At 36.6% G+C, this 25,268-nt stretch carries 24 protein-coding genes; 5 read left to right on the top strand and 19 right to left on the bottom strand.

Annotated elements, in window-relative coordinates; all coding sequences use genetic code 11:
• Positions 1-47: 47 nt before the first annotated feature.
• From EUI_RS0101790 to EUI_RS0101770, 5 genes are all read right to left on the bottom strand, one after another.
• Complete coding sequence (locus tag EUI_RS0101790) at positions 48-815, bottom strand: ABC transporter permease (RefSeq protein ID WP_010015660.1); 768 nt, start codon at positions 813-815, stop codon at positions 48-50.
• A gap of 3 nt (positions 816-818) precedes the next feature.
• Positions 819-1,724, bottom strand: a complete 906-nt coding sequence (locus EUI_RS0101785) for an ABC transporter ATP-binding protein (RefSeq protein WP_010015659.1) — start codon at positions 1,722-1,724, stop codon at positions 819-821.
• Between the two features lie 63 nt (positions 1,725-1,787).
• Entirely contained in the window at positions 1,788-2,639 is an 852-nt protein-coding gene (locus EUI_RS0101780; RefSeq protein ID WP_010015658.1) for a hypothetical protein, read from the bottom strand.
• Entirely contained in the window at positions 2,636-3,541 is a 906-nt protein-coding gene (locus tag EUI_RS0101775) for an ATP-binding cassette domain-containing protein (protein WP_010015656.1), read from the bottom strand. Before EUI_RS0101775 ends, EUI_RS0101780 begins: the two co-directional genes overlap by 4 nt.
• On the bottom strand, positions 3,525-3,926 hold the full coding sequence (locus EUI_RS0101770; protein ID WP_010015655.1) for a GntR family transcriptional regulator: 402 nt from the start codon (positions 3,924-3,926) through the stop codon (positions 3,525-3,527). The genes EUI_RS0101775 and EUI_RS0101770 overlap by 17 nt, the downstream gene beginning before the upstream one ends.
• Positions 3,927-4,221: 295 nt before the next feature.
• Between EUI_RS0101770 and EUI_RS0101765 the strand changes: the two genes are divergently transcribed.
• The gene (locus EUI_RS0101765) at positions 4,222-4,782 is read left to right on the top strand and encodes an ECF transporter S component (protein WP_010015654.1); all 561 of its coding nucleotides are present in this window, start codon (positions 4,222-4,224) and stop codon (positions 4,780-4,782) included.
• Between the two features lie 297 nt (positions 4,783-5,079).
• On the opposite strand, the gene epsC is transcribed toward EUI_RS0101765, so the two are convergent.
• Genes epsC through EUI_RS0101750 form a run of 3 tightly spaced genes read right to left on the bottom strand, consistent with a single transcriptional unit; the run spans position 5,080 to position 7,678 of the window.
• Positions 5,080-5,598 carry a serine O-acetyltransferase EpsC gene (epsC, locus tag EUI_RS0101760; protein WP_010015653.1) on the bottom strand — a complete coding sequence of 173 codons (519 nt, stop codon included), beginning with the start codon at positions 5,596-5,598 and terminating at the stop codon, positions 5,080-5,082.
• Positions 5,599-5,610: 12 nt separating this feature from the next.
• A complete protein-coding gene (locus tag EUI_RS0101755) occupies positions 5,611-6,753 on the bottom strand; it encodes a trans-sulfuration enzyme family protein (RefSeq protein ID WP_010015651.1) in 1,143 nt (380 codons plus the stop codon).
• A gap of 10 nt (positions 6,754-6,763) precedes the next feature.
• Entirely contained in the window at positions 6,764-7,678 is a 915-nt protein-coding gene (locus EUI_RS0101750; RefSeq protein ID WP_010015650.1) for a PLP-dependent cysteine synthase family protein, read from the bottom strand.
• Between the two features lie 491 nt (positions 7,679-8,169).
• Between EUI_RS0101750 and EUI_RS0101745 the strand changes: the two genes are divergently transcribed.
• Entirely contained in the window at positions 8,170-8,709 is a 540-nt protein-coding gene (locus EUI_RS0101745; protein WP_010015649.1) for a YagU family protein, read from the top strand.
• A gap of 351 nt (positions 8,710-9,060) precedes the next feature.
• Here the strand turns inward: EUI_RS0101745 and EUI_RS0101740 are convergent, their stop codons facing one another.
• The 3 genes from EUI_RS0101740 to licT form a co-directional block, all read right to left on the bottom strand.
• Positions 9,061-10,515: a glycoside hydrolase family 1 protein gene (locus EUI_RS0101740; RefSeq protein ID WP_010015647.1), complete on the bottom strand. Its 1,455-nt coding sequence runs from the start codon at positions 10,513-10,515 to the stop codon at positions 9,061-9,063.
• Positions 10,508-12,394, bottom strand: coding sequence for a beta-glucoside-specific PTS transporter subunit IIABC (locus EUI_RS0101735; RefSeq protein ID WP_010015646.1), 1,887 nt, complete (start codon positions 12,392-12,394; stop codon positions 10,508-10,510). Before EUI_RS0101735 ends, EUI_RS0101740 begins: the two co-directional genes overlap by 8 nt.
• A gap of 107 nt (positions 12,395-12,501) precedes the next feature.
• Positions 12,502-13,359 (bottom strand): BglG family transcription antiterminator LicT, encoded by an 858-nt coding sequence (gene licT, locus EUI_RS0101730; RefSeq protein WP_010015645.1) that lies wholly within the window; start codon positions 13,357-13,359, stop codon positions 12,502-12,504.
• Between the two features lie 255 nt (positions 13,360-13,614).
• Here licT and EUI_RS0101725 point away from each other — a divergent pair, with 255 nt between their 5' ends.
• Positions 13,615-14,505: an alpha/beta hydrolase gene (locus EUI_RS0101725; RefSeq protein ID WP_010015644.1), complete on the top strand. Its 891-nt coding sequence runs from the start codon at positions 13,615-13,617 to the stop codon at positions 14,503-14,505.
• A gap of 61 nt (positions 14,506-14,566) precedes the next feature.
• Here EUI_RS0101725 and EUI_RS0101720 read toward each other — a convergent pair whose 3' ends face one another.
• The 4 genes from EUI_RS0101720 to EUI_RS0101705 all read right to left on the bottom strand — a co-directional run bounded on the left by EUI_RS0101720 (position 14,567) and on the right by EUI_RS0101705 (position 19,444).
• Positions 14,567-15,370, bottom strand: a complete 804-nt coding sequence (locus EUI_RS0101720; RefSeq protein ID WP_010015642.1) for an HAD-IIB family hydrolase — start codon at positions 15,368-15,370, stop codon at positions 14,567-14,569.
• An 89-nt stretch (positions 15,371-15,459) separates the two neighbouring features.
• A complete protein-coding gene (locus tag EUI_RS0101715; RefSeq protein ID WP_010015641.1) occupies positions 15,460-17,316 on the bottom strand; it encodes an FAD/NAD(P)-binding protein in 1,857 nt (618 codons plus the stop codon).
• 119 nt (positions 17,317-17,435) lie between these two features.
• Positions 17,436-18,137, bottom strand: coding sequence for a LytR/AlgR family response regulator transcription factor (locus tag EUI_RS0101710; RefSeq protein WP_010015640.1), 702 nt, complete (start codon positions 18,135-18,137; stop codon positions 17,436-17,438).
• Complete coding sequence (locus EUI_RS0101705) at positions 18,137-19,444, bottom strand: sensor histidine kinase (protein WP_010015639.1); 1,308 nt, start codon at positions 19,442-19,444, stop codon at positions 18,137-18,139. Before EUI_RS0101705 ends, EUI_RS0101710 begins: the two co-directional genes overlap by 1 nt.
• 234 nt (positions 19,445-19,678) lie before the next feature.
• Between EUI_RS0101705 and EUI_RS0101700 the strand changes: the two genes are divergently transcribed.
• Positions 19,679-21,130: a glutamate--cysteine ligase gene (locus tag EUI_RS0101700; protein ID WP_010015638.1), complete on the top strand. Its 1,452-nt coding sequence runs from the start codon at positions 19,679-19,681 to the stop codon at positions 21,128-21,130.
• 68 nt (positions 21,131-21,198) lie between these two features.
• Here the strand turns inward: EUI_RS0101700 and EUI_RS0101695 are convergent, their stop codons facing one another.
• Together EUI_RS0101695 and EUI_RS0101690 are read right to left on the bottom strand one after the other, a co-directional pair.
• Positions 21,199-22,023: a CHAP domain-containing protein gene (locus EUI_RS0101695; RefSeq protein ID WP_010015635.1), complete on the bottom strand. Its 825-nt coding sequence runs from the start codon at positions 22,021-22,023 to the stop codon at positions 21,199-21,201.
• 427 nt (positions 22,024-22,450) lie between these two features.
• Positions 22,451-23,398: a quinone oxidoreductase family protein gene (locus EUI_RS0101690; RefSeq protein WP_010015634.1), complete on the bottom strand. Its 948-nt coding sequence runs from the start codon at positions 23,396-23,398 to the stop codon at positions 22,451-22,453.
• A 98-nt stretch (positions 23,399-23,496) separates the two neighbouring features.
• On the opposite strand from EUI_RS0101690, the gene EUI_RS0101685 reads away from it, so the two are divergent.
• Positions 23,497-23,982 (top strand): helix-turn-helix domain-containing protein, encoded by a 486-nt coding sequence (locus tag EUI_RS0101685; protein WP_010015632.1) that lies wholly within the window; start codon positions 23,497-23,499, stop codon positions 23,980-23,982.
• A gap of 178 nt (positions 23,983-24,160) precedes the next feature.
• Here the strand turns inward: EUI_RS0101685 and EUI_RS0101680 are convergent, their stop codons facing one another.
• A complete protein-coding gene (locus EUI_RS0101680; RefSeq protein WP_010015631.1) occupies positions 24,161-24,814 on the bottom strand; it encodes a histidine phosphatase family protein in 654 nt (217 codons plus the stop codon).
• 5 nt (positions 24,815-24,819) lie between these two features.
• A complete protein-coding gene (locus tag EUI_RS0101675; RefSeq protein WP_010015629.1) occupies positions 24,820-25,266 on the bottom strand; it encodes a glycerophosphodiester phosphodiesterase in 447 nt (148 codons plus the stop codon).
• Positions 25,267-25,268 lie beyond the last annotated feature (2 nt).

The following is a 25,268-nucleotide window of genomic DNA, read 5'->3' as shown; positions in this document are numbered from 1 at the left end:
ATAAAAAAACGATTGTTTCACGTAGAAACAATCGTTTTTTTATGCAGTTAAACTGAGCGCTTCTTGAAAATTAAATAAGCAATCGCATACATAACAAAAATGTAAACAAGATAAGCAATTACCACTGTACCTTGTGACATATGCACCATACTTTTGATGACACTAGGACTTGCTTGTCCATACGAGGCCATTCCAATAAATATGTTAAACGGATTCCACTTTAATATCGGAGCCATATTAATTAAAAGCATTGAAATACTACTTAAAATTGGCGTACCAACAATCATAACAACGCCTAGACCAATGGCAGCGCCAGAGCTTTTAACTAGGCTTGTAATTAATAATACGAGTGCAGCTACGAAAATCATTTGGAACAATGTGCCCATAACTGTGATACCCATAGTCTGCCAACCATTCCCTGCGTAACTGACACGCTCTGAGAAATCAAACTTAGGTGCAAAAATCAATTGTCCAATCATCGTGCCAATAAATGCACCAACAAACAGTGTAATGTAAATACTAAAATTCAATATCAACTTGCTCGTGAATATCATACCACGACTAAATCGACGTGATAACAAAGGCCGAATTGTTCCAAAACTAAATTCTTGTGATACGCTTAACGCCGTAATAATAATGCCGACCAGATAAACATAAAATGTTGCATGTCCTAGATCAGTTATCGAACCAGCGCCACGCTGAGATTTAAATATACCCATAATCGCCAGTGGGAAAATCACACTCAAACCCAACCAAATGTACAAACGATTCTGCTTGAAAGTTTTATAATACTCTTGCTTCATTAAAGTTAACATATATTATTCCCCCTTATCATCATTGGCTAGCATATCAAGTAATGACTTTTCCAGATTACCAGTTACTGTATTCAACGTTTGAATTTGTATGTCAGCATGATTCATTGCTGTAATAACATTTTGCAAATTATCCGCCCCAGAAATTTGCACATGACCATCGTCAACTGTTACTGTCCATTTATTGTCTTGTGCTAATTGAACTGTTGCATCATTATCCGACGTATCCATTACCCAACGCACCTTATCATGACTGAAAAATTCTGTCATAGTCGCTGTTTCAATGATTTTACCATGATTAATAATAACTACATCATCAACTAATTTTTGTAATTCATCTAATAAATGACTTGAAATCAAGAATGCGACACCCTGATCTGCTAAATCACGAATTAATGCACGTAAATCATGAACCGATTGTGGATCTAAACCGTTCATTGGTTCATCCAAGATAACTAACTTAGGATTACGAATTAAAGCAATAGCAATTCCCAGACGCTGTTTCATGCCTAGTGAAAAATTTTTAGCTTTTCTTTTGCCAAAATTATCACCATCAATTTGTGTTTTGTGCATCAAATCTTTAAAATCAGCTGCATTTTGTGTATCCATTGCATATAAATTCAAATGTTCTAATGCAGTCATATTTGGGTAAATAGCAGGATATTCAATCAAATTGCCAACTTTATCCAGTGCTTGATGATCACTGAAAGTAATCGGCTTATCGTCAAACAAAATTGTACCATTTGAATAACTCATCAAACCAGTAATAGCACGCATGGTTGTTGATTTTCCGGCACCATTTGGACCGATAAGTCCAACAATATGCCCTGCTTCAACATTGAAACTGACATTTGTCATTGCTTTCTTTTTACCAAAACTTTTATCAATATTTTTTACTTCTAATAAAGCCATTTTTATTCCCCCATATAGTTTCTATTGTCACAACACAACATGCGCTGTGACTTGTTAAACAAATTATTTATCCCACGTCACTTTAAAGGTTGGTTTAAATACAAATATAAATGTCACAACTGCCAAAATAATAGGTAAAACAAGTCCTAGTAGAAAACCATCGATACTATTTCGACCAGAACTAGACATTGTTTTCATTAGCGTCACGACAAACACAAAAATAACAATTGGCCATTTAAGATAATGAACTCGTACTGCTTCATCAACTGTATCATCACTAATATTTTGAGCTAAGTAATGTCCTACAGCAAATATAAACAATGCAGCCAACATCGTAACGACTGGTTGAATAAATCCTTCAAAAGGAGAAGTTACACTACTTATGTTTTTAAAAAATAACGCAACCGTGGGTCCAGCAAGAACAACAAGCCCCAGTGTGAAAATTGTCCCCGCCGCTTTCAGCCAGTTCGGACCAATAATTGTAGCAATAATTACAAATAAACTAGACATAAAAAAAACGTTAGCAGATACTGTGCTGTCAATATTTAGAGCTTCTATCAAGGTATGTGGTTGCAAGGCAGCAGTTAGACCTAAATCAACGACATTAGCCGCCATAATTGGTAACACAACTAATAGAATAACACGTGTTAAAAATAATTGACCACGTGAGATATTTTGTGTGTATAGCCAGGTATCCAATCGACGTGATTGATCATTTAAAAATACGATTACAGCAATGATTAACCATACAACTATTAATTCTGGTCCCAACGCATCTGCAATATCTTGATTAGGCATGCCTGGGATCAACATAACTGACCCAACTGATAAGACAATTAAAATCATGCCAATGACTGCTGCCATCATAAATTGATTTTTTCTAATCGTCGTATATAACTTAAGTGCTTGTCTCACGCGTCTACCTCTAATTCTTGTTGCCACGAAAAGGCTTCTTCGGCAAAACTCGCCCGGAACACATCTTCACTACTAATCTGTAATTCTTCCACAAACTTAAATTCTGGCCCAGCCAATTTAATACCAAGATTTTCTGAAAAATCATTAAACACAATTGTTACAATATGACCTGTTTGCGCAATAATTGTGCCACTATCACGTAAAAATCGCGGCAGTTCTTCCCCAGTGAAAGCCAGTTGATATTTTTTGATGTTTTTATTATCTTCAATAGCAAAGGTACGATCAATCGTTTGATTTTTCAACAATAAAATGCGGTCAACTAATGTATCTAACTCGATTAAATTATGCGAAGCAATTAAAATAGTCGTATTATGTTGTATTACTTGGTTGACAATTAACTGTTTCACTTGATCACGAATCAAAACATCTAACCCATCAAGCGGTTCGTCAAGCAATACATATTGTGCGCGACTAGCAAAACTGACAATAATAGCAAACAAGGCACGCATGCCCTTTGAGTATGTTCGAATACGCTTGATGTTGTTCAAACCAAATCGTTTAATTTCAGCATCATACCAAGATTCATCAAAGTTTTTGTATGCTACTTTCAAGATAGTTTTGATTTTTTTAGGCGAGTAATAGCGCAACCAATTTTCCGGCATATCAATATAACACAATTGATCATGCAGGCGGGTCGTTTTATTATAATCTAGATCATCCAACCCAATATGCCCAAAGTCAGGTAATAGTTCACCGGCAATTGTACCAAATAGTGTCGTTTTACCAGCACCATTTCGCCCTACTAATCCAACTATTTCGCCCTGATTTAATTCAAAACTAACATTTTCTAGTACTTGCTTATCTTGAATTTTTTTAGAAATATTCTCAATGACTAATGCCATGCATCCTCCTTGGTGAATGTGGTTTGCCGCTATAACAACTATCAAGCCATTGGTGTAATTCTTGAACCGAAATTGATGCGCGTTTTGCTTCAATTACAACTTCCCCAAGTTGTTCTTGCAGGATTGCGATCAGTTGTTCGTCTGCGGTAAATTCATCATTTGCACGAATAAATGTCCCTTTCCCAGTTACCGTCTCAATAACATTTTGATTTTCTAAAGCACGATAGGCTTTAGCGACAGTATTTGGATTTAATCCCTCAATTAAAGCCATCTCTCTTACCGAAGGTAATTTTTCCCCAATTATCAGCACGCCTGAAGCAACTTGCGCTTTGATACGCCACATGAGTTGTTCATATAATGGCTGATTCCGCTGAATTTGTGCCATTTATGTACTTCCTTTTTATTTTTTAATATGAGTCCGATTCGTCAACCAACCTATATTATTAACTGTGTTTCATTATTCCCCTAGACACATTTTTCAATTATACTGCGTGTATCACGTGTACTATGTTACGCGGTACACTTAGTCTTGTCAAGGCACCTATTTTTAACTGGTTAATTGAATTATTTTTTCAGTTGCATGCAAAATATCACAAAAATAATCATGTTCGCTATAATATATGGTAAGATATGATAATTAAATCCACAAATTAACTACTATTTCTAAGATTGGAAAAAATATGCGAAACCGACACGCTATCAACATAATTGTCTTTGTTGCTTTTTTTACTGCTATCACTTTCATAGCAACAAGTATACAAGTTCCTATGCCTGCTCTGCTCGGAAAACCATTTGTGCATCTTGGTAACGCAGCTGCACTAATTTCTGTTCTTTTATTAGGTTATAAACGCGGTGCAATTGCCGGTGGTATGGGGTTGGCACTTTTTGATGTTACTCATAATTATGTCTTAGACGCACCATATTACTTTTTTGAAGTATTTGTCGTTGGTGGCTTGGCAACGCTTGTTATTCAGCTACTAAACTATCGCGCCAAACCACAATCATTTAAATTAATACTGATTATATTAGCAGCTATTATAGCCAAATTCGTCACAACGACATTACATAATTTTATAATGAGCTTAATCCGAGGTTTGACGCTACAACCTGCAATCGTTGCAACTTTGTCGGCACTTGTACCTACAATCGTTAATTGCGTGACAACGATGATAGTTGTTTTAATTATTTATCCAATTTTAAATGAACGATTACGCAATCAACTATTCTCTGCATTAAACTAAATGTCAATAACAAAAACATGCTCACCAATATCATTGGTCAGCATGTTTTTAATTATTGACAAAACGAAACCCCATATTAACTAGATAATACGGAGGGGAGAAAATATTTTTAAGAATGAGAAGAGAGATTGGGAGAGAGTGAAATGAAAAATTTGTATTATCTATCGCGGTTTCGTTATATTGATAAGTTAAGTTATCTTATCAATATAACTATCATACTGGGACAATATTAAATACAAGTTAAATAAAGATATATCATGCTAATACATGATGTCAAATTATTTTAAACTGATATCATTATAGACTTGTTTTCAATTTAAAATTTACAATGCGCGCGGGATTCCCCACAACTGTCGCATGCTCAGGCACGTCATTTAAGACTACTGCATTGGCACCTATCTTACTGTAACTTGCAATCGTTATTGGACCCAATATTTGAGCATGTGCCCCAATAAAACTGTGATGTTTAATATGTGGGTGTCGCCGACCACTAGTGATGTTACGTGCGCCTACGGTCACACCGTGTAAAATGGTCACGTCATCTTCAATAATCGCGGTTTCACCAATAACAACGCCAATACCATGATCGATGAAAACACGTTGCCCGATGTGTGCGCCAGGGGCAATTGTCACGCCAGTTCGTCTGGCTGCCAAACGCGCTATGATAGCGCCTAATAAATAGTGCTTGTGCACATGAAGCCAATGTGACAAACGATGATAACCTAACGCATGCAATCCAGGATAAGTTAAAATAACCATCGTTAAACTGTGAGCAGCCGGATCTTTTTTGAGAATAGCTTTAGCGGTTGCAAACATATATCCGCCAATTTAACCTTTTAACTGATCAAAACTTTGTTCAAGGTCAGCGATCAAATCATTAATGTCTTCGACACCAACTGACAAGCGAATCAATTCATCTTGAATGCCATTAGCCAAACGAATATTTCTTGGTATTGCGCCGTGTGTCATTTTTGCTGGCACTTCGATCAAACTTTCGAGTGCGCCTAAACTCTCTGCTAACGTGATAACTTCTAGATTTTCAACAAATAATTCAGGATTTAAACCGGCCTGTAATTCAAACGAAATCATCGCACCGAAACCGTTCATTTGCTTTTTAGCCAATGCATAATCAGAATTATTAGGATCACCTGGAAAATAAACACGAGCCACTTGCGGATGCGCATCAAGATATTCAAAAATAGTTTGTGCATTGCTCTGATGGCGTTGCATTCGTAGTGCCAATGTCTTGATACCCCGTTGCAACAACCAACTTTCTTGTGGTGCCAAAATGGCCCCAATAGCATTTTGTAAATAGCCAATTTTTTGGCCCAATGCTGCGGTCTTAGTAATTACTAAGCCTGCAATAAGATCACTATGTCCACCCAAATATTTTGAAGCACTGTGCACCACAATATCAGCACCCAAAACAATCGGCTTTTGAATGTATGGTGAGGCAAAAGTGTTGTCAACAATACTTAATAATTGATGTTGTTGTGCGATTTGAGAAATTGCTTGTACATCAGTAATGCGTAATAGCGGGTTTGTTGGTGTTTCAAAATAAATTGCTTTGGTATTATCTTGAATGGCATTTTCTACAGCGTTTAAATCACGTGTATCAATGATTGTAAATGTTAATCCTTGTCGCTTAAGTACACTATCAATCAGTCGAAATGTACCACCATAAACGTCATTACCGACAATAATATGATCACCAGACGAAAACAGGGTAAAAATTGTGCTTATCGCTGCTGAGCCTGATGCAAAGGCAAAGCCAGCTACACCACTTTCAAGATCAGCGATTAATTTCTCAACTGCCTCTCGTGTGGGATTTCCCGAACGTGAATACTCATATTTTGATTCACCAATTTTATTTTGTTTAAACGTAGATGCCATGTGAATCGGCACGGATACGTCACCAGTTGTTTGATCAAAGCTAATCCCGCCATGGATTAATTGTGTATTAAATTTCATTTTATCTGCCTCATTTTTCATAAATTTTATCACTCATATAACGTTCACTGCTATCTGAAAAAATAGTAACAATCGTACTATGAGTTGGTAAGGTTTCAGCCAATTTTAAACTAGCAGCTAAAGCAGCCCCACTTGAACTACCAATAAATAATCCCAAATGTGCCGCGACATCACGGACTTGTTGGAAAGCATCTGCATCACTGACTGTTAGTGTCTGATCAATACGGACATTTTTGAAAAATGGTGGAATGAACTCAACACCAATGCCTTCTGTGCGATGCGCATGTGCAGGGCCACCGTTTAAAATCGATCCTTCTGGTTCAACAACAATATTTTGTATGGTACTATCATATTCATTGAGGTATTGCGCAACACCGGAAAAGGCCCCACCACTGCCAGCACCGGCAACAAATGACGTAATCTTTTCTCCATTTAAATCAGCAATTAATTCTGGTGCTAATGTTTGGTAATATGTTTTTGGGTTGGCCGGATTGGCAAATTGCATTGGTACATAACTATTATCAATATCTGCGGCTAAGGCTTTAGCCTTTTCAATTGCGCCTTTAATACCTGCACTCGAAGGTGTATTCACAATTTCAGCACCCAATGCCTGCATTAACTGTTGCTTTTCGTAGCTAAATTTTTCAGGAACGACCAAAATCGTACGTAAATGATGTTGTTGTGCAGCCAAAGCCAAACCAATTCCTGTATTTCCCGCTGTTGGTTCAATAATCACAGTATCTTGATTAATGACTTGACGTGCGATCCCATCATTAATCAAAGATTGTCCTAAACGATCTTTGATACTGCCACCCGGATTAAACATCTCTAACTTTGCAAAAATGCGGCTATGATTTGGAATATCGAGTTGTAACTCAATTAATGGCGTTTGACCAATTAATTCGGATATATTTTTAATTAACATGCTATTTTCCCTTTATCTTTCTGAAAAATGTAGACAAAAAGGCGCGAAAATTCGACTGAATTTCCACGCCTTCTATCATTGAACTGCCTTGATAGCAGCTTGCCCATTTTGGCTATAGCTTACCCAAAAAGTTCATGCTTAACAAGCAGTACAACATCGAAAACGTGTTGTACTGCAGCAATTAAGATGAAATGTCGTATATTTGGGTGCCATAACAAACTCCTGCTGATTAATTAGCTTTAATATACGTTATATTTTTCAACCTGTCAACTAATAAACAAATTATACGACATTGTTGTTATCTTATGACTTAGCAAATAACTGAAAGAATATTTTCCAATAATAACTTAATATTATTGGATTAATCAAATAATATTTAGTTATTATAAAAAACAAAAATGTGTTTGACAATTCACATACAAACGTTTAAACTTACTATTTGTAATAGAAAACATATTACGTATCATTGTTTAGTTTGAAAGGGAGAGATTATGTTTACATTACAAAAACCACAAGCTGGTTTAAAGGAAATTATTATCAAAAGTGTTTGGTTTGGTTTCATAGCTGGTATGATTTCAGGTATGGTTAAGATTGGTTGGGAGGCACTGTTACCTCCTCGTACAATTGCTCGCAATATGACCAATCCACCACAGCATATGGCAGAACAACTTGGTTTTTCAGATAAGCTGGTGCATTCGTTTGTATACTATTCACAGGATCAAAAAGTGTTCTGGTTTACATTAATTCTGCATTTTTCATTTGCCATTGCATTCTCAATATTATACGTATTTATTTCACAATATTGGTCAAAAATTAGTTTGTGGCAAGGTGCTGCTTATGGTATTGTACTTTGGATTGTTTGGCATGTTATCTTGATGCCCGCATTTGGTACAGTACCTGCACCTTGGAACCAACCTTTTGCAGAGCATTTCTCAGAATTCTTTGGACATATTGTATGGGCTTGGGCAATTGCTGCTACTGTCTACTACTTGATTGCTAAAGATAAAAATGGTCATTTAACAAATGTATAGTACAAAAAAGAATCCTTTGCAGGGATTCTTTTTTTGTACTATACAGACGCTATTAATTCATTGTTGTTCATCATCATAAAAAATAGCCTACTCTTTAACAATGGCTACCGGAATAATCCTGCAACACACTGTTTTAAGTGTTATCAAATATCGTACACGCTCTCGGCCGCACACAACACCTTCTAATACTATCACGAGTAAACTATTTTGGATTGAGCAAAACTTAATTCGCTCGCCAGTGAAGATGGCTTAAACAAGCTTAAATATTTTTAGCGTTTCGCCTAATCTACACCTATATTGTATCTTATTTTCTTTACCATTGCAAACGCTTACATCACTAAATAATGGCACTTATAATTGCTCACCATTTGTTTTAATGACTTGCTGATACCACTCAAATGAATCTTTTTTAATCCTTTTGAGTGTGCCCTCACCATTATCATCTTGATCAACATAGATAAACCCATAACGCTTAGACATTTCTGATGTTGAGAAACTAATCAAATCAATTGGTCCCCACATTGTATATCCTAAAAGATCAACACCATCTTTAATTGATTCCTTCATTTGTTCAATATGCTGACGTAAATAATCAATACGATATTGATCGTGTACTTGACCATTTTCTAGCTTGTCAAGAGCACCCAAGCCATTTTCGACAATAAATAGTGGCTTACGATAACGATCCCACATCGTATTCAAACTAATACGTAAACCAACAGGATCAATTTGCCATCCCCAATCCGATTCTTTTAAATATGGATTACGCCCGCCAACAGCCATGTTTCCGGCACCATCTCCAACTTGATTGTGCGCAGTCACATTGGTCATATAGTAACTGAAACTAATAAAATCAACTAAATTTGCAAGTAAAATAGCTTGATCATCTTCTGCCATTTGAATAACAATGTCATTTTCATGAAAGAATCGGTTCATATATTCAGGATACTCACCACGTGCTTGTACATCAGTAAAGAATAAATTCTTTTCATCTGCCAATTGTGCCGCACGAACATCTTTCGGGTTGGGTGTCGCTGGATACGTTTGCATACGTGCTAACATCGATCCTATCTTAGCTGTTGAATCAATTTCACGTAATTGTTTGGTCGCAATTGCACTGGCTACAAACTGATGATGCAGCGCTTGATAACGAATTTGTAACTGTTCTTTTTCAGAAAGTCCTTTATCAATGGCACCCGTTTCATGAAATCCCCAAGTACCAGTGTTAATTTCATTAAAGGTTAGCCAATATGGTACTTGCTTTTTGTAACGATTAAACACCGTTTCCGTGAAACGATTGAATGCGGCAATTGTTTCACGACCGGCCCAACCATTATATTTTTGCGTCAATGCAATTGGCATTTCATAATGAGAAAGAGTCACTAGTGGTTTGATATCATATTTTTCTAATTCTGCCAAAACATGATCATAAAATACTAATCCTGCTTCGTTAGGCACTTGATCTTCACCCTTTGGAAAAATTCTTGACCAGGCAATCGAAAATCGATAAACTTTAAATCCCATTTCAGCAAAAAGTGCAATGTCTTCTTTGTAATGGTGATAAAAATCAATGCCTCGGCGTTTAGGATAACGCTCAACTGTCGTGTCAGCCAAAGCAACTTGTAAAGTTTCTTGTGTGACATCACTCATAGACATTTGTCGCCGATCATCAGCTTTTTGTACAACCTCAGCTGTACTCATTCCTTTACCGTCAATGTTCCAAGCCCCTTCAACTTGGTTCGCTGCCGTAGCACCGCCCCACAAAAATCCTTTAGGAAACGTCTTTGGATATGTTTCTTTATACATGTTGTACTTCTCCTTTATATACTGGTGTACTGTCTTCCTGCCGACTCGTCAGCGTTAAGATCTGCTCGTCTGTCCCTGCTAGTGTATTTTCGGTAACAACGACATTATAGTTTGGCGTGTTCGTAATAATTAACATCACCGTTGTGTCAAATCCTGCTTCACTAATTGCTTCACGATCAAATTCTACTAGTGATTCGCCAACTGAAACTTTTTGATTTTGTTGAACTAATGTTTTGAAAAATTGACCATTTAATTCAACTGTATCAATACCAATATGGATCAACACCTCAGCACCATATTGTGAAATAATGCCTATTGCATGCCCAGTTGGGTATACTGCACTTATCGTCCCTGCAACTGGTGACTTAATCGTGTTATCATTGGGCACAATGGCAACACCTTGTCCCATTGCTTCAGAGGCAAACACCTCGTCCTTGACATTTTTCAATGGAATAATTGTACCGGTTACTGGTGTGATAAGTTGCTGAACACCATCTTTTTGAACCGGCGCAACAATAGTTGTATGGTCATTTCCCACCTTGCTAAAGCCAAAAAGATATGTCAGTACTGTGCCAAGAACAAAAGCAACCACTAACCCAATAATAACGCTTATGAAGCCACTACCCAAATATGTTGGCAAAGCTAAAAGGCTAGGCAAAGTAAACGAACTTGCATGTGCTTGACCGCCACCAGCAATGGCGCCACCAATAGCACCGGCAATTGAAGCAAGAATAAATGGTCGTTTGAGTTTCAAAGTCACACCGTAAATCGTGGGTTCTGTAATACCTAACAAAGCCGTTGCGACTGAAGAGCCGGCTAATGATTTCATTTTCGTATCTTTTGACTTCAAAAATACACCTAATGCCGCGCCAGCTTGTGAAATAACTGCGACACTTAAAATTGGCAAAAGTGGGTCGTATCCTAAGCGACTAATATTATTCATCATAACTGGTACAAACGTCCAATGAACGCCAAATATGACAAACACTTCCCAGAATGCACCTAGTAATGCACCGGCAAGAGCGGGTGCAAAATTGTAAATGGCTGATACACCAGAAGATAGAATGGCACCAATACTTGCACCAAGTGGTCCGACAACAATAAGTGTCAATGGCGCCATAATTATCAATAAGAATAATGGCGTGAAAATATTTCGAATAGACTCAGGAAATATTTTATCTAGTAATGGTTCAATAGCAGACATAACCCACACTGCCAATAGTATCGGAATAACACTTGATGTGTACGTTGTCGGAATTACTGGTATGTTAAAAAAATTAATTGTTTGTGAGCTAGCAGTAATGGCAACCAAAGTTGGATAAACCAATGTGGTCGCTAATGCTACCGCAACGAATTGATTAACTTTTAATTTTTTAGCTGCTGTAAAAGCTAATAATATCGGTAGGAAATAGAAGAAACCATCACCCGCCGCGTACCAAATCTGATAAGCCCCACTTTTTGTCGTTAACCAACCTAGTGCGACAAATAATGCCAAAAGACCTTTTAAAATACCAGCTCCAGCCATGGCACCCAAGAAAGGTGTAAAAACGCTAGATATAAAGCCAATGAAACGATTTAACACATTATCTTTCGTTTCAGTTGTTTTATCATCATTCTGACTATCCACGTTTTCTAAATCAGCCATTTCTGCCAAAGGATCGAATACTTTAGCAACAGCATTGCCAATAACGACTTGATATTGACCCGCAGACTTCACAACTGTGACGACACCATCTAAATTTTCAATTTTTTGTGTGTCAGCTAATTTTTCGTTCTTCAACTTAAACCGTAAACGTGTTGCACAGTGCCAGGCTGTGTCAATATTATCTTTGCCTCCAACATCATTTAAGATATTTTCAGCCAATACTTTATAATCCATCTTATCTCCTTCTCTGAATAAGAAAACCCAAGTTCATGATAGCAAACGCTAAAAAGCGCTTGTTATCATAAACTTGGGTTTTGCCTAATTAAATAGTTACAATCCCGTCAACTTTGTTGACTCATTTCATTTATAATTCTTTGAATATGAATAGTGACATAAACTTGTTCATTCAAAGAAACATTTTTATTTAAAGTACTTTTGACAAACTGAGTTATTTTTTGCGTACAATTAAATGCTTGTGGATATTTTTTAAAAACATGTGTATATAAGACATCATCCGTCTCTTCTGACGTATTCACTTTTTTACTACCCGTAATACGCTCAACAAAGAATCGTAGATGTACAAGAAATCGCTGATAACTCATTGAATCTTCGTCAAGATGCGTTTGCAATTGATACTGTACAATCGTGATAATGTCACTTAACAATTTTGTCATTTGCGCACCTTTATCTGTTCGATACTGTGATGATGTCCGATTTTCGACAAATTTTAGTGCAATAAATCCAGCTTCATCATCTGCTAATTGTATACCAAACAATTGATCAATCATCTGCAGTGCCTCTTGACCAACTGCATATTCTGTTGGATAAAAATGCTGAATTTCCCATAATAGTTCATTACGGATAACGATTTGATCCCTGGTTCTCTGAACAGCAAAATGAATATGATCCGTAATGGCAATTAACAAGTAAGCATTAAATTTCGTATTCAGCTTTTTTTCAGCCACTTTTATAATTTGAGATGCAATTTCAAAATATTGCGGCGAAATATCGTTAATCAATTCGTCGAACAAAGTTAGCCAACGATCCTCTGTCGGCGTGTACATTTTGTCAACTGCTGATTCATCTATAACTTGCCCAACTTTTTTCTGGAAACCTAGTCCTTTTCCAATTAGAACAACTTCATGACCGTTATTGTCTGCCAGCAGAACATTATTATTAAAGGTTTTTTTTACATACATCGCCTCCCGAACCTCCTGATTTTTAGATACCGTTATAAAACAAAAACCCGACAAAAATTGTACAGAGCCTCAAAAGCTTGTAACAAATTACTGTCAGGTTTTGCCCGTTCACACGGTAACAATCCTTCATGAATTTAGTATACAACAAAATGTAAGCGGTTTCAACTATATAATGATAATTGTTGATTGTCGTTTATATTTGCCGTTATTTTTTGTATAATAAATTTAACAATATGATATTTGGAGGTATTAACCATGTTATTCAAGGATAAGCTAGACACTTTTGTACCTGCCACAATACCAACGTTTGCAAATAAATTATTTCTTGATATTGCCTACACTTCTCAACCACAATTAAGTCTAGATATATACTTGCCAACAGGCAAGGGGCCTTTCCCAATTATCTTAGATATATACGGTGGTGGTTTATTACGCGGTCAAAAATCATCTTTTAAGTTAAATTCAAGCCTACGTTTTTTAGAAAATGGCTTTGCTGTTATAAGTGTTGATTATTGCCTTAACACACAATTTAAAAGTCAATTTCCAAATCAAATCAGTGATATTCGAGCAGCTTTAGAGTATTTATCAATAAATTCAGCAAAATACCAACTCGATATGTCTCGTGTCACACTCATCGGAGAATCCAGTGGCGCGCAATTAGCAGTCTTAGCAGCAGCAACTTTTTCCGCACAATATACATTAGGCAGGTCCTCCCAAGCAACACTCAAACACAAATTCCCAAAAATAAATCGTGTCATTGCCATGTATGGTCCATACCAAGTTGATCATTTCAAGATTCAATTTGAAGCACTAGGTATCAAACCACAATTTTCTGAAACAGGTACCGCACAATCGTTTGAAGGGATTATGTTACACGATCATGCACCTCAAAACGTCCCTGATTTAGTCACACAGTCTAACCCAGCAACTTATTTTACAAAAAATATGCCACCACTAATGCTAATTGCCGGAAAAAAAGATCCCGTAGTCCCTTATCTTCAAAGTGTACAATTGGCTGAAGCTTATCGAACCATTGTTGGCGATCATATTAAAACACAATGGCTGCCCTATGGTGTCCACGGACCAAAAGATTATAATAACGATGCCATACATATTCAAAAATTAACATTTATCAATCAAAACTAAAAAATCGTAGCATGCAACGACTCATAATCTTTGGGCATGGCATGCTACGATTTTTGCTAATTTAGATCATACTTAATATTGTTTTTAAAACACCCGCATGATTATTATCAACACTTACTGGATTAAAGGGCCCAGCAATACTAGCCCTTGGCATAATAAATGGCTGACCCACAGCCATTAGCATTTCTAAATCATTTTCACCATCACCAAATGCCGCAATATTAGCCATACTAATTCCTAAATTATCAGCTAACATTTTCAATCCAATGGCTTTATTAACACCTGCTGTGACAATATCAATTGCCCCTGTCCCAGTTTCTGTGACGTGAACAGCATCCCCAAGAGTTTGCCGCGCAGCATCATAAAATTGTGTTTCATCAAAGTTTTTCCAATTCATCGTTACTTTTAAAATTGGCGCTTTAATTTCTGATACATCATCAAATAGGATCACTTTTTTAAAATATCGACGGTGTGATTGTAACATTATATGAGCATACTCACGCGGTATATAAGCTGTGTCATCTGTCGAATAAACTAACCCTCGACTGGGTTTAACAGGAAAATCAGTTAATAGTTGTTGTACACGCAGTAATATTGGTAAAGACATTGTGCGTTCATAAATCAACTGCCCATCAGCATTAGTAACCCGTGCGCCATTATTAGTCACATAGGCTAAGCCTTCATCTAAAAAATCTGCTAATAGTACATTAATCCGTTCTTGATGAACACCCGTCGCAATAGCCAGTTGGATATTTTTATTTTTGAGTTTATCTAACACAACATGAAATAGCGCCTTATCAAAGGATTTGTCATCTGATAAAAACGTGCCATCTAAGTCCGTTGCAATAAGCTGAATATCTGCCATTAATCTTTCAGTATGCCTTCATTTATTTGTTGTTCTGAATTAATACAGTAAACTTGAATCTTATTATAGTTTACCATGAGAACTAACAACTATGTGTATGCTAAAATACGCTTTGCTATCCAAGCCCCTTCACGTAGAATAACTGTGTTAACTCCAGGTCTTGGAATGACTGTTCCAAACCACTTCAAACCCTCTAATGGTATGCCGTAGACATATAAATGAGGAATAACCACGCCAGATGCATCAATTACTTCAAAAGTTTTCGGATCAATATTAATTGCCCCTAATTTGTAAGTTGACCCATCATCTCGTGTACGCAAGGGTTGCACAAACATACCACTATTCCTTAAATTCGTAATAAGTGGGTTGCTAGATATCGCCATATCAGTTGATCCTAATCTCGCTTCAATTAGTGCATTTCCCTGAAACTTTTGTCCCCGAATATCATGTGCCTCAAATTTCCCATCTGCTGTTGTCACCTTAATATTTGCAGCAGTCACTTCAAAGATGCCAGCTTTAATGAGCGCTGTTAGTTGTTCTACCCGTTCTAAGGGCGGTCCGACTGACACAAGTATATCTAACGGCTTAAAACGTGTCATAAATTTTTCATAGTCGTCTGCTGAAAAATAATTCTGTGCAATCACATCACGTACCAAATCACGGATATCTCGCATAATGTCAAATGTACCCGCATATGGTGCGTTCTTGTTACCTAATCTGGCATCCTTAATGTCTGCTAATAAATAGTCTAAGAACCATGCTGCATAATTCACCTCCTCAGGTAAATCACGCGCCGGATTACGTATCAATTCAATATCGAATTCTGGTACATTTATCAAACCAAACTGTTTTGCCGTCTCATTTAAGTGCTTCCCTGTTAGTAAAGCCTTTTTGAAACTCTTAATTTGATTATGCGTTAACTGAGTATCTTTTGAGTCAAGCCGATTTAGCCAGTATTTATATGTTAATTCTTTAACAATCAAGTCTTCAAAACTGTCATAGGTAATGTGCCCTCCCCCTGCATCCCGCAACGCATTTAAGGCCGACAACGTAAAGAATACTGGTTGATAAAGTTCACCTGATAGTTTTTCGTTCACGCCTCGCGCATGTAATGGAAAACCACCACGCGAACCAGCTATCACATGTGGTTCATGACCTGAAGGTTCATAAACTAATTCTCCGGTACCATCACGTGTGAATTTGCCACCTTTCCCAAGAGATAATGCTGCAACATAATCAAAAAAGCTCAATCCCAAACCTCGCATAATCACAGTATCATTTTCATGAAAATCGGACAAATCAACTTCAGATGGGTGAGTAGGTGCAACATACTTCAAATGATGTTGTGCCGCAAATACTTTAAACATCTCTTCCTCTTCAGTCAGATGATCATCAGAATGACCAAGCGCCATCACAACATGATCAGCTAATATTTGTGCCCCATCAGCTAATTCCAATTGAAACATTGCGCCAATTTTAACGACATTAATCACACTTTGCTTAGTGAAATTAAGTGTTTGATTTGACCGCACACGACGTGTCAACCACTCAAAAAACCACGCTGCATAAACGCCCATCATACCACGGGATGAAAAATCATCCGGTCTGGTTAATCGTGATGCTTCAATTGCATAATGTTCAGCAAACTCTGAATGACTAGCTAAAAACGTTGATGCTTCTTGCGTTAGCCACTGGATCATTGTTGGTCCAGGATAAGGTGTGCCACCATTTTCAATCGACTCATCATTGAATAGTGTAATTTGGTCAATCACTGTATTCATTAAAAACTGTTCGTTTTGCGAGATGGCTGGATCCCACACCCGGCCACCGATAGCGTATGGATCATAGATTTGAACGTCGATCTGTGTACCATCATCCGCTAAATTAATTAGGCGTTCAGCAACAGCAAGCCCCCGCGGACCAGCACCAATAATTGCAACTTGCATATATTTTTTCTCCAAAGCGTGCACCAAGAAACGCCTCTATTCTATATTTAAACTAGTATTCATTATAAGGGTTTTTAACGATATTTTCAAAAACTTGATGTATTAACGCTGACTTGTATTTAAAACAACTGTCGCATGGTTTTTAAATATTTTCTAGCGCAAGGCAGCAAAACGCCGTTATTCAATTGGACAGTGTTCGTTTGACCATTAAACGCTACGACTTTAGATTTATTGACCACATATGCCGCATGAATTTGAATGAAATTTTGGTGTAGCTTTGGTAGTGATTTGACCGTGGTTCGAATTTGTATATTTTTTCGTTCACAACAGACCGTCAACTGATGACTTTGTGACTGACTAGATGTCATATAAATAACATCGTTTAAATTAATACTTTCATATTTTTTACCATTTGGTAGTGTTATCAATTCTGATTGCGTCCCACTTTGAAGTCGTATTTGCTGCTCTGCTTCTGTCACAGCAGATAGTAATCGCTTAGTGAATAAGATTTCAGATTGCGCTTTATCAATGAAATCTATCATACCAATATGATATTTAAGTCCCTGCTCGAGCATTTCTGAGTGTGTTGTGACAATAATTATCTGCGACATTGTATCAAATTGTCTAATCATTTTTGCCACATTTAGCCCAACATTTTCGACCGTACGAATTTCTAAGTCTAACAAAATAACTTTAGCTAGTTTATCTGCTTTTAGCGCCTCTAGCAATGAGATCGGTTGATCAAATACCTGGCAACTTTCGATGATCTGTTGGATGCGTCGTTGTTGCACCACGTTATCTTCTAATAAGTAGTAATTCATCAGCTCACCGTAAACATCATTTTTTGAATGAAATGATGCTGTTCAGCAATCGTTGTTAACTCGATATTGTCATGTTGATTAACGTACTGCTGGACAAAATATAAGCCAAAACCACTGTGATTTTTTTTAGATGAATAGCCAAATTGCGCTATTTTGGTTAGATCTGTACATTGCGTACAACTATTAACAATCACTATTTCTTTACAATTCATTAATAGCATCGTTACCGTTTTCTTAACTGTTTTTTCTGCTGCTTCGATGGCATTATCTAGTAAAATGCCAATAACACGGTGAAAATTAACATCATTTTCAATTGCAATGATATCAAAAAATTCATTAATTTCAACGTTAAATGAGACTGATTTCTCAAAAGCAATTTGATGTTTAACTAAGATAAGACTTTTTAAATTCAGATCTGCTATGTGCTTTAAATTTAATATTTGTGGATCTGGCAATGTCTCATTACTTTTTTTAATGACTGAATAATATGTATTTCTGATATCGCTCATATTTTCGGACTGAATACCATACTCTAGACTAGCTAATATGTTTTTATAATCATGTTTGAAAAACCGAAATTCCGAATATTTCGTTTCAAGCTGCTGAGTATAACTTTGACTGGCCGCCATTTCGGCATCATGTTGATTAATTTTGTCTAATAATAATTCATATTGATTACTGATTACTGGCACAAAAATTATCGCTAATATAATACTTAATAAGAAAAAATCCCACCAAATTGAACCTGTAAATTGTTCCACAGCAAAAAAATAGGCTAAAAAATCATTCATAATTCTCAAAAATAGACTGCTCATCAAAAGTACTTGTAATTGGACAACATGCTTTTTTAAAAAGTTTTCAGTCAACCATTCATATTTCAATTGCCTAAATATCAGCGCAAAAATCACCGCCAGAATATTAGCTAAAAAATCTAAACTGGTTTGAACAAAAACTGGCACGCTCACCAAAGATGTCATCGTCATTTCAAAATTTACAACCCAATAAGCTAACAATGAGCTGACAGATGCGTAGAGTAGCAAAACACATTTACTGTGAATGATATTTTGTCGCCAACCAATGTAAAATAGCACGATTATGGACAACGTTGAAGCCAAACTGGCACGCAATAAAGGTGATTCAAAACCATTGCCAATCATATTAATCACGTACAAAATAATACTAGTTATCACGACAGTCTTTTTTGAAAAACGATGATGCCCTAATAAGGTACTGAACCAAATTAACATCACAACACTTTCAAATATCGGCCATGTTATAACGTTGAAAATATTTAAAAATTGAAACATGATTAACCCCCCATTGTTATTTACGCAAAAATTCGTTCTAGTCCAATCGACTAGAGCGAATTTTTTAGCGCAACGTTTAACATATTTAATAATAATAAAGTAAAGAAGGCATTAAAGCAACTACTAAACCATATAATTATGTGATTATTTATAAACTTTTATGAAACATATTCTACCCATTGTATTAAAAAATAAGGTAAACTATAACAAATATAAACTCTGTGAGGGAAGTACATGTCACACTTGCAAAACAAAATAACAACAGAAGACTTGAACAATACGTTATATGCTGGGCGTTTTGGTATTGAGATTGAAGAACACCGTGTTCAGACGAGTAGCAAAACATTATCTCGTCATCCCCATCCCAACACCCTTGGTGATAGGCGTATTCAACCCTACTTTCAAACCGACTTTTCTGAAAGTCTAGAAGAAGTTGTTACCGCACCGAAATCGTCTTCGTCTAAAGCACTTGCCCACTTACATGAGTTACAGCTCATGCTTAATGAAGAATTAGCTGATGACGAAATAATATGGCCATTATCAATGCCTCCGCATTTAACCACCGACGATATTAATTTTTTAAACACGCATTTTGATCGTCCTTGGTATCAAGAATATCGAGATCAGCTGCTAGGTCGTTATGGTAGTTTCCAACATATTATGGCCGGGGTCCATGTTAATTTTTCACCTTCTGATGATGTGATTACTTGGTATCGTCAACGCAATAATATCGCTTCTCACTCATTTGCTAAAAATCAGCTTTTCTTCCAAATAGCACAACAAGTGGTTGGTTATCGTTGGATACTGACTTATTTATTTGGTGCGTCACCAGTTAGTGAAAACTCTGCCGATAATATACCAAATAATCGTCATGCCTTTCAACCTGTACGTTCTTGGCGGGCAAGTAACTTTGGTTTTGCCAACCGCCCAGAAGTAACCGTTGATTATACTGATTTTCAAACACATGTCTATCAAATCCAACAACATATTGCTGATGGCGATTTTTACGATAAAAGTGAATTTTATGGTGCCGTGCGATTGAAAGCACCTGGGAATATGAATGATCTGGTAAACAATGGTGCAGAATATATGGAATTTAGAATGTTTGACATCGACCCCTTTACACAGAATGGTATTTCCCAAAATGCGCTAAGCTTCTTGCATCTACTCATCATAGATGCCATTGTTAATCCAGCAATATGGGAAAAAAACACACTGGACGACGCACGCACACGCAATCACGTAGTGGCATTACAACATCCAAATGAACAATTGCCAGACACTGCAATCGCATACGCTGATAATTTATTTTTACGATTAGAGAAACTTGTAAAATCTGCACCTATCTCACAAAAAAATGAATTCCAATCAGCGCTCTCCTTTGCACGTTCTGCTGTACGACAACCAAAATTAACCATTGGTGCACAACTGAGTGAAACCATTAAAAATCAATCGCTAATGATTTTTGGATTACAGCAGGGTGCTAAAATTTCAGCACAGCGCCGTCAAAGTATTTGGTCTCAAAATTTACCAGACATCCCAAAACAACTACAACAATCTTATGTTCAGGCCCACAAACTCGGTTTTGAAACCCTAATGAACACCACTGAAAATACGCTAAAAATTACATATAATGGTCAAGTGCGAACTTTAACTAGTGATCAAGATTTGACCCAATATATTTAAGCACAAAGAAAAACACGAGACCTATTGTCTCGTGTTTTTTATATGCACTATACTTTAGTTCATAAATTTTAAACAGCTGTTGCTTGATTGATATCTAACCAAGTTTCATAGGCGCCAATTTTCACTTTCATGCCATTAGATGGCTTGTCAATCGCTAGTACACGATAAGTGCCATTAATTTTAAAGTACTCTCCCACTGTTAGTACTTGATTACCTGCTTTTATACCACTAGCATTTGTTTCATCCAATGGTACGGCATCAATCAAATTCAGCGTGGTTGATTTACCACCTGATAATTTATCACTCGCTACACTATTTTTAGCTATATTCACAACGTTTACTTGATAAACCCCAGAAAATCTGACATTGCTTCCAATAGCAATCTTTTTGTTTTGTGTTGTTTGCTTTGGTGTGGTATTAGCAGTGGCAGCTTTGGTGCCTAAATCCTTAAAATGAATAAATCCGGAAACCTCACGCCTATTAACAGTACGTCGATAATAATTATGATTATAGTTATAATTATATTCTTCAATCACGACGTTATCACCTGATACTTCAGCAACCCAAGACACATGACCTGCACCAAACCATGCCACACTCCCGACACTTGGTGTATTATCAACACGATAACCTTTCGACTTTGCCTGTGAACCCCACTGCCAAGCAGAACCAAATCCGACTGGCAATTCAAAATGATTTTGTGCATGCAAACGCCATGCCACAAACGATACGCATTCACGATTGTACATTGTCCAACTATCAACCATGGAATCTGGTGCTGCTTTTTTCAAGGTTGTCGGATAATCATCTCCCATCACTGCTGCACTAGCGGTGTTAATTGTCATTCCGCCAACAATTCCTAATGTTAGTAATCCTGTGACTATTTTTTTCATTTTTCCTACCCTTTTCTTGTGATACCACATCATACGTTAGGGTAATTAAAAAAGCTTATGTACCTATACAATACAGAAACAAATAGTTGCTTATTCAGCCTACTTATAATGAATAGTGTAATCAAGGCAAGTGATCGCCGCCACCATTGTGATTTCTGAAATCAACATCATTAATTTTATAACATATGAAAAAAATCATAACCCTTTGGAAAAGGTTATGATTTTTAACTGTAAGTACAGAACACAAAATCAGGGGAGATTTTGTAACAACTGTATTATAAGTTAAAACTATCGGGTTATTTTATCAGATTTTCTTAAAAAAAAAATATTATATGAGAATTCTCTATTGCGCTGCAATTTTTTTGGAATTGATTGAAATATACAAAAAAACCTAGAGATCACATACTATCACATTGAATCTTGTTTTTCACATATGTGGTACAAATACCAAACGATCACCACTTTTTTTGTCCCATACGTTTTCAACTTGTGATAGTGGCACAACTTGCACATTAAATACAAATGGCCTGTTTTTTTCTGCTTTTAAAATTTCTTCAAAAGACTGAAGAATTGCACGCACGCCAACTGATCCCTGCCCGGAACCTATCAATTGTAGCCTAACCGCACGAAAGGCAGCACCAATAATAGGTGCAGTTTGACCAGCTGAGCTGCCGATTTCAATCCATTTGAGATCTTGTTCATCATGCAAACGATTTGGGATAATTGCTTGCATCGCATTTGCTGTCACATCCCCCCATAAGTAATCTAATATAATATCAACATCATTTCCTGCCTGTGCAAGTTCTTTTTGATAGGTCTTAACATCAGCGCCCAAGACAATTGTCTGCGTTGCACCTAAACGTCGCAATTCAGTTAATTGCTTTAAATTACGGCCAACTGCAATAATACTTGACGCGCCTAAGCGTTTAGCAATTTGTACTGCCATCGATCCAGCGTTACCTGTAGCACCTAATATCAGTACCTTTTGACCTTCTTTAAAATCTGCACGATATTTCAATGCCATCCAAGATGATAACGCTGGATTCATCATACCAGCAATTTTTTCATCTTTTAAATCATTTGGCATAGCTACCCAGTGGCCTTTTTCAACCACTACTTGCTCCGCAAAACTCTCATTACTCACAAAAAATACTTTGTTGCCATTGGGCAATAAACCTACACCATCGACACCTGGTACCATAGGCAATTTGCCTGCTGATGCATAATGTGAACCATTAGCATCACTTCGTGCACGATTGGACAACGCCGATGCTGTCACATGGATTAATACCTCATCTAGTTTTGGCAGTGGATTGGGGTAGTTATTTTCATATTGCGGTGCTAAATCTAAATCTCTTACAACAGCTGCTTTCATTGTATTTCTCCTTTATTTGTTTTTTGTTTACTTGTAATGTAAAATAAGTATAGATCTTCAAAATTGAAAAGTCAATATTTATTACAGGTAAATAAAAAATGGAAAAATACAAACAACTTGAACAACTAAAACATAAACTGAGAAAAACACGTGAAAATGGTGATTTTGAGCGCGAATGGTTTATTAAGCATGCCCCTTCACAAACAACACGGCAATTTATTCAAAACCAAAAACATGTCACACATTCAGAGTTACAAATTTTAAGCGAATTAACATACAATGATACAGCGACACCGTTTAAAAAATTACAAAGTATGTCACCGCTATCGCAAGGTATGCTTTCACGTTATGTTAACCGTTTAACGGCACAAACATTGATTGAAAAATACCACCCAATCGATAACAAAAAAGAAATTTTCTTGCGTCTCACTACAATTGGTTATGAACTAGGTATGTTGCATCTTGCATTACATCAAACAATTAGAACACAGGAAGAACGTATTTTAAGTGACTATAGTGATGACGACATTACTAATCTCGTGCAACTAGCCACTAAACTGCTTGATGCACGCAAAACACTTTAAATTAATAATCAATCCTAAAACTGAGTCATTCTTGTCCTACTATTAGGCCAAAAATACACAATAGTCAAAGGTTTATGTCCCACCCTTGACTATTGTGTTTTCTGCTACCTTAGTTTATCAACGCCATAATCATTACTCATACTGCCAAAATATCAAACGTACCGATAATCAGCCAGTGTCATACACATTGATTATACTTTTGTAAGGTCAAATCTAACTCATCTGTCATTTCAAATAATGATATCGAACCATTATCAGGATTTTCATGATAACGGTTTTCGGTTCGCGATGCTAGTTTTCGAATCAATGCACCGTGTGTGACAACTAAAATGTTATCCCCATCATTAGAATTATCCCAAATATCTGCTAATCCTTTCCTGACGCGATGCCAAAAGGCAGTTGCATCTTCCGCATCGTGTGTCGGATCAGATTTTTTGACTTGGTTCATCATGTCATCTTCGTTAACGACTAACGCAAGCTCACTATCATTTTCAGCAGATACCGATATACGCAACAAACCTGCCAATTGATTTAATCTATCCCCTTCGAAAGAACCGAAAAACGCTTCACGAAATTGCGTTGAATAGGTTATGGGCAGCGATTTTTGATGCTTATTTTCTAATAAAATAAGTCGCGTTGTTGCTTTTGTACGACCTAGGTCACTAGAATAAACACGATTTAACTGCACATTATCAGCAATCCACTGGCCAGCATGAGTTGCTTCTAGCTGCCCTTTTTCTGTTAGTAACGAGTCTGACCAACCTTGGATCTTGCGACAAGTATTAAAATATGTTTCACCATGTCGAACAAAAAACAAATTAATTTTTTTCATTGTGGTTACTCTACACCATCTCTCAACTGCTTAGCCTTCTCAAAATCATCTGTAAATAGACCACCTAGTTGTTGTTTGAATGCCATATTCATGTCATTTTCAGAATTAACCGTCCAAATACGTTGCAGAATAGGTGCTTCTGATACAGCCTTGCGATCTAAATGCAGGGCTTTTAAATGGTTATTCGTCATAAATTGATGTGGTTTACTAATTTTATTACTACTCAAAAATGCTAAATTTTGTGTGTGATCTAATTGATATAAACGTTGTAATGTGAATATATTAAATGACGATAACACAACTTGTGAGTTTAAGTCATATTTTTCAAGTAATTTTAAATGAACATCAAACTCAACAGCTTCGCCATTTTGCGCTAAATACTCAAATCCTGTCTTTGAATTTTCGACGAATTTGACAGGAATGCCACGGTGACCAAAAATAGTTGTCGTCATTT

Origin of the sequence: Leuconostoc gelidum subsp. gelidum KCTC 3527, assembly GCF_000166715.1 — a bacterium.
Lineage (GTDB): Bacteria > Bacillota > Bacilli > Lactobacillales > Lactobacillaceae > Leuconostoc > Leuconostoc gelidum.
The sequence above is the reverse complement of the archived record's forward strand: the minus strand, read 5'-3'. Positions and strand labels throughout refer to the sequence as shown.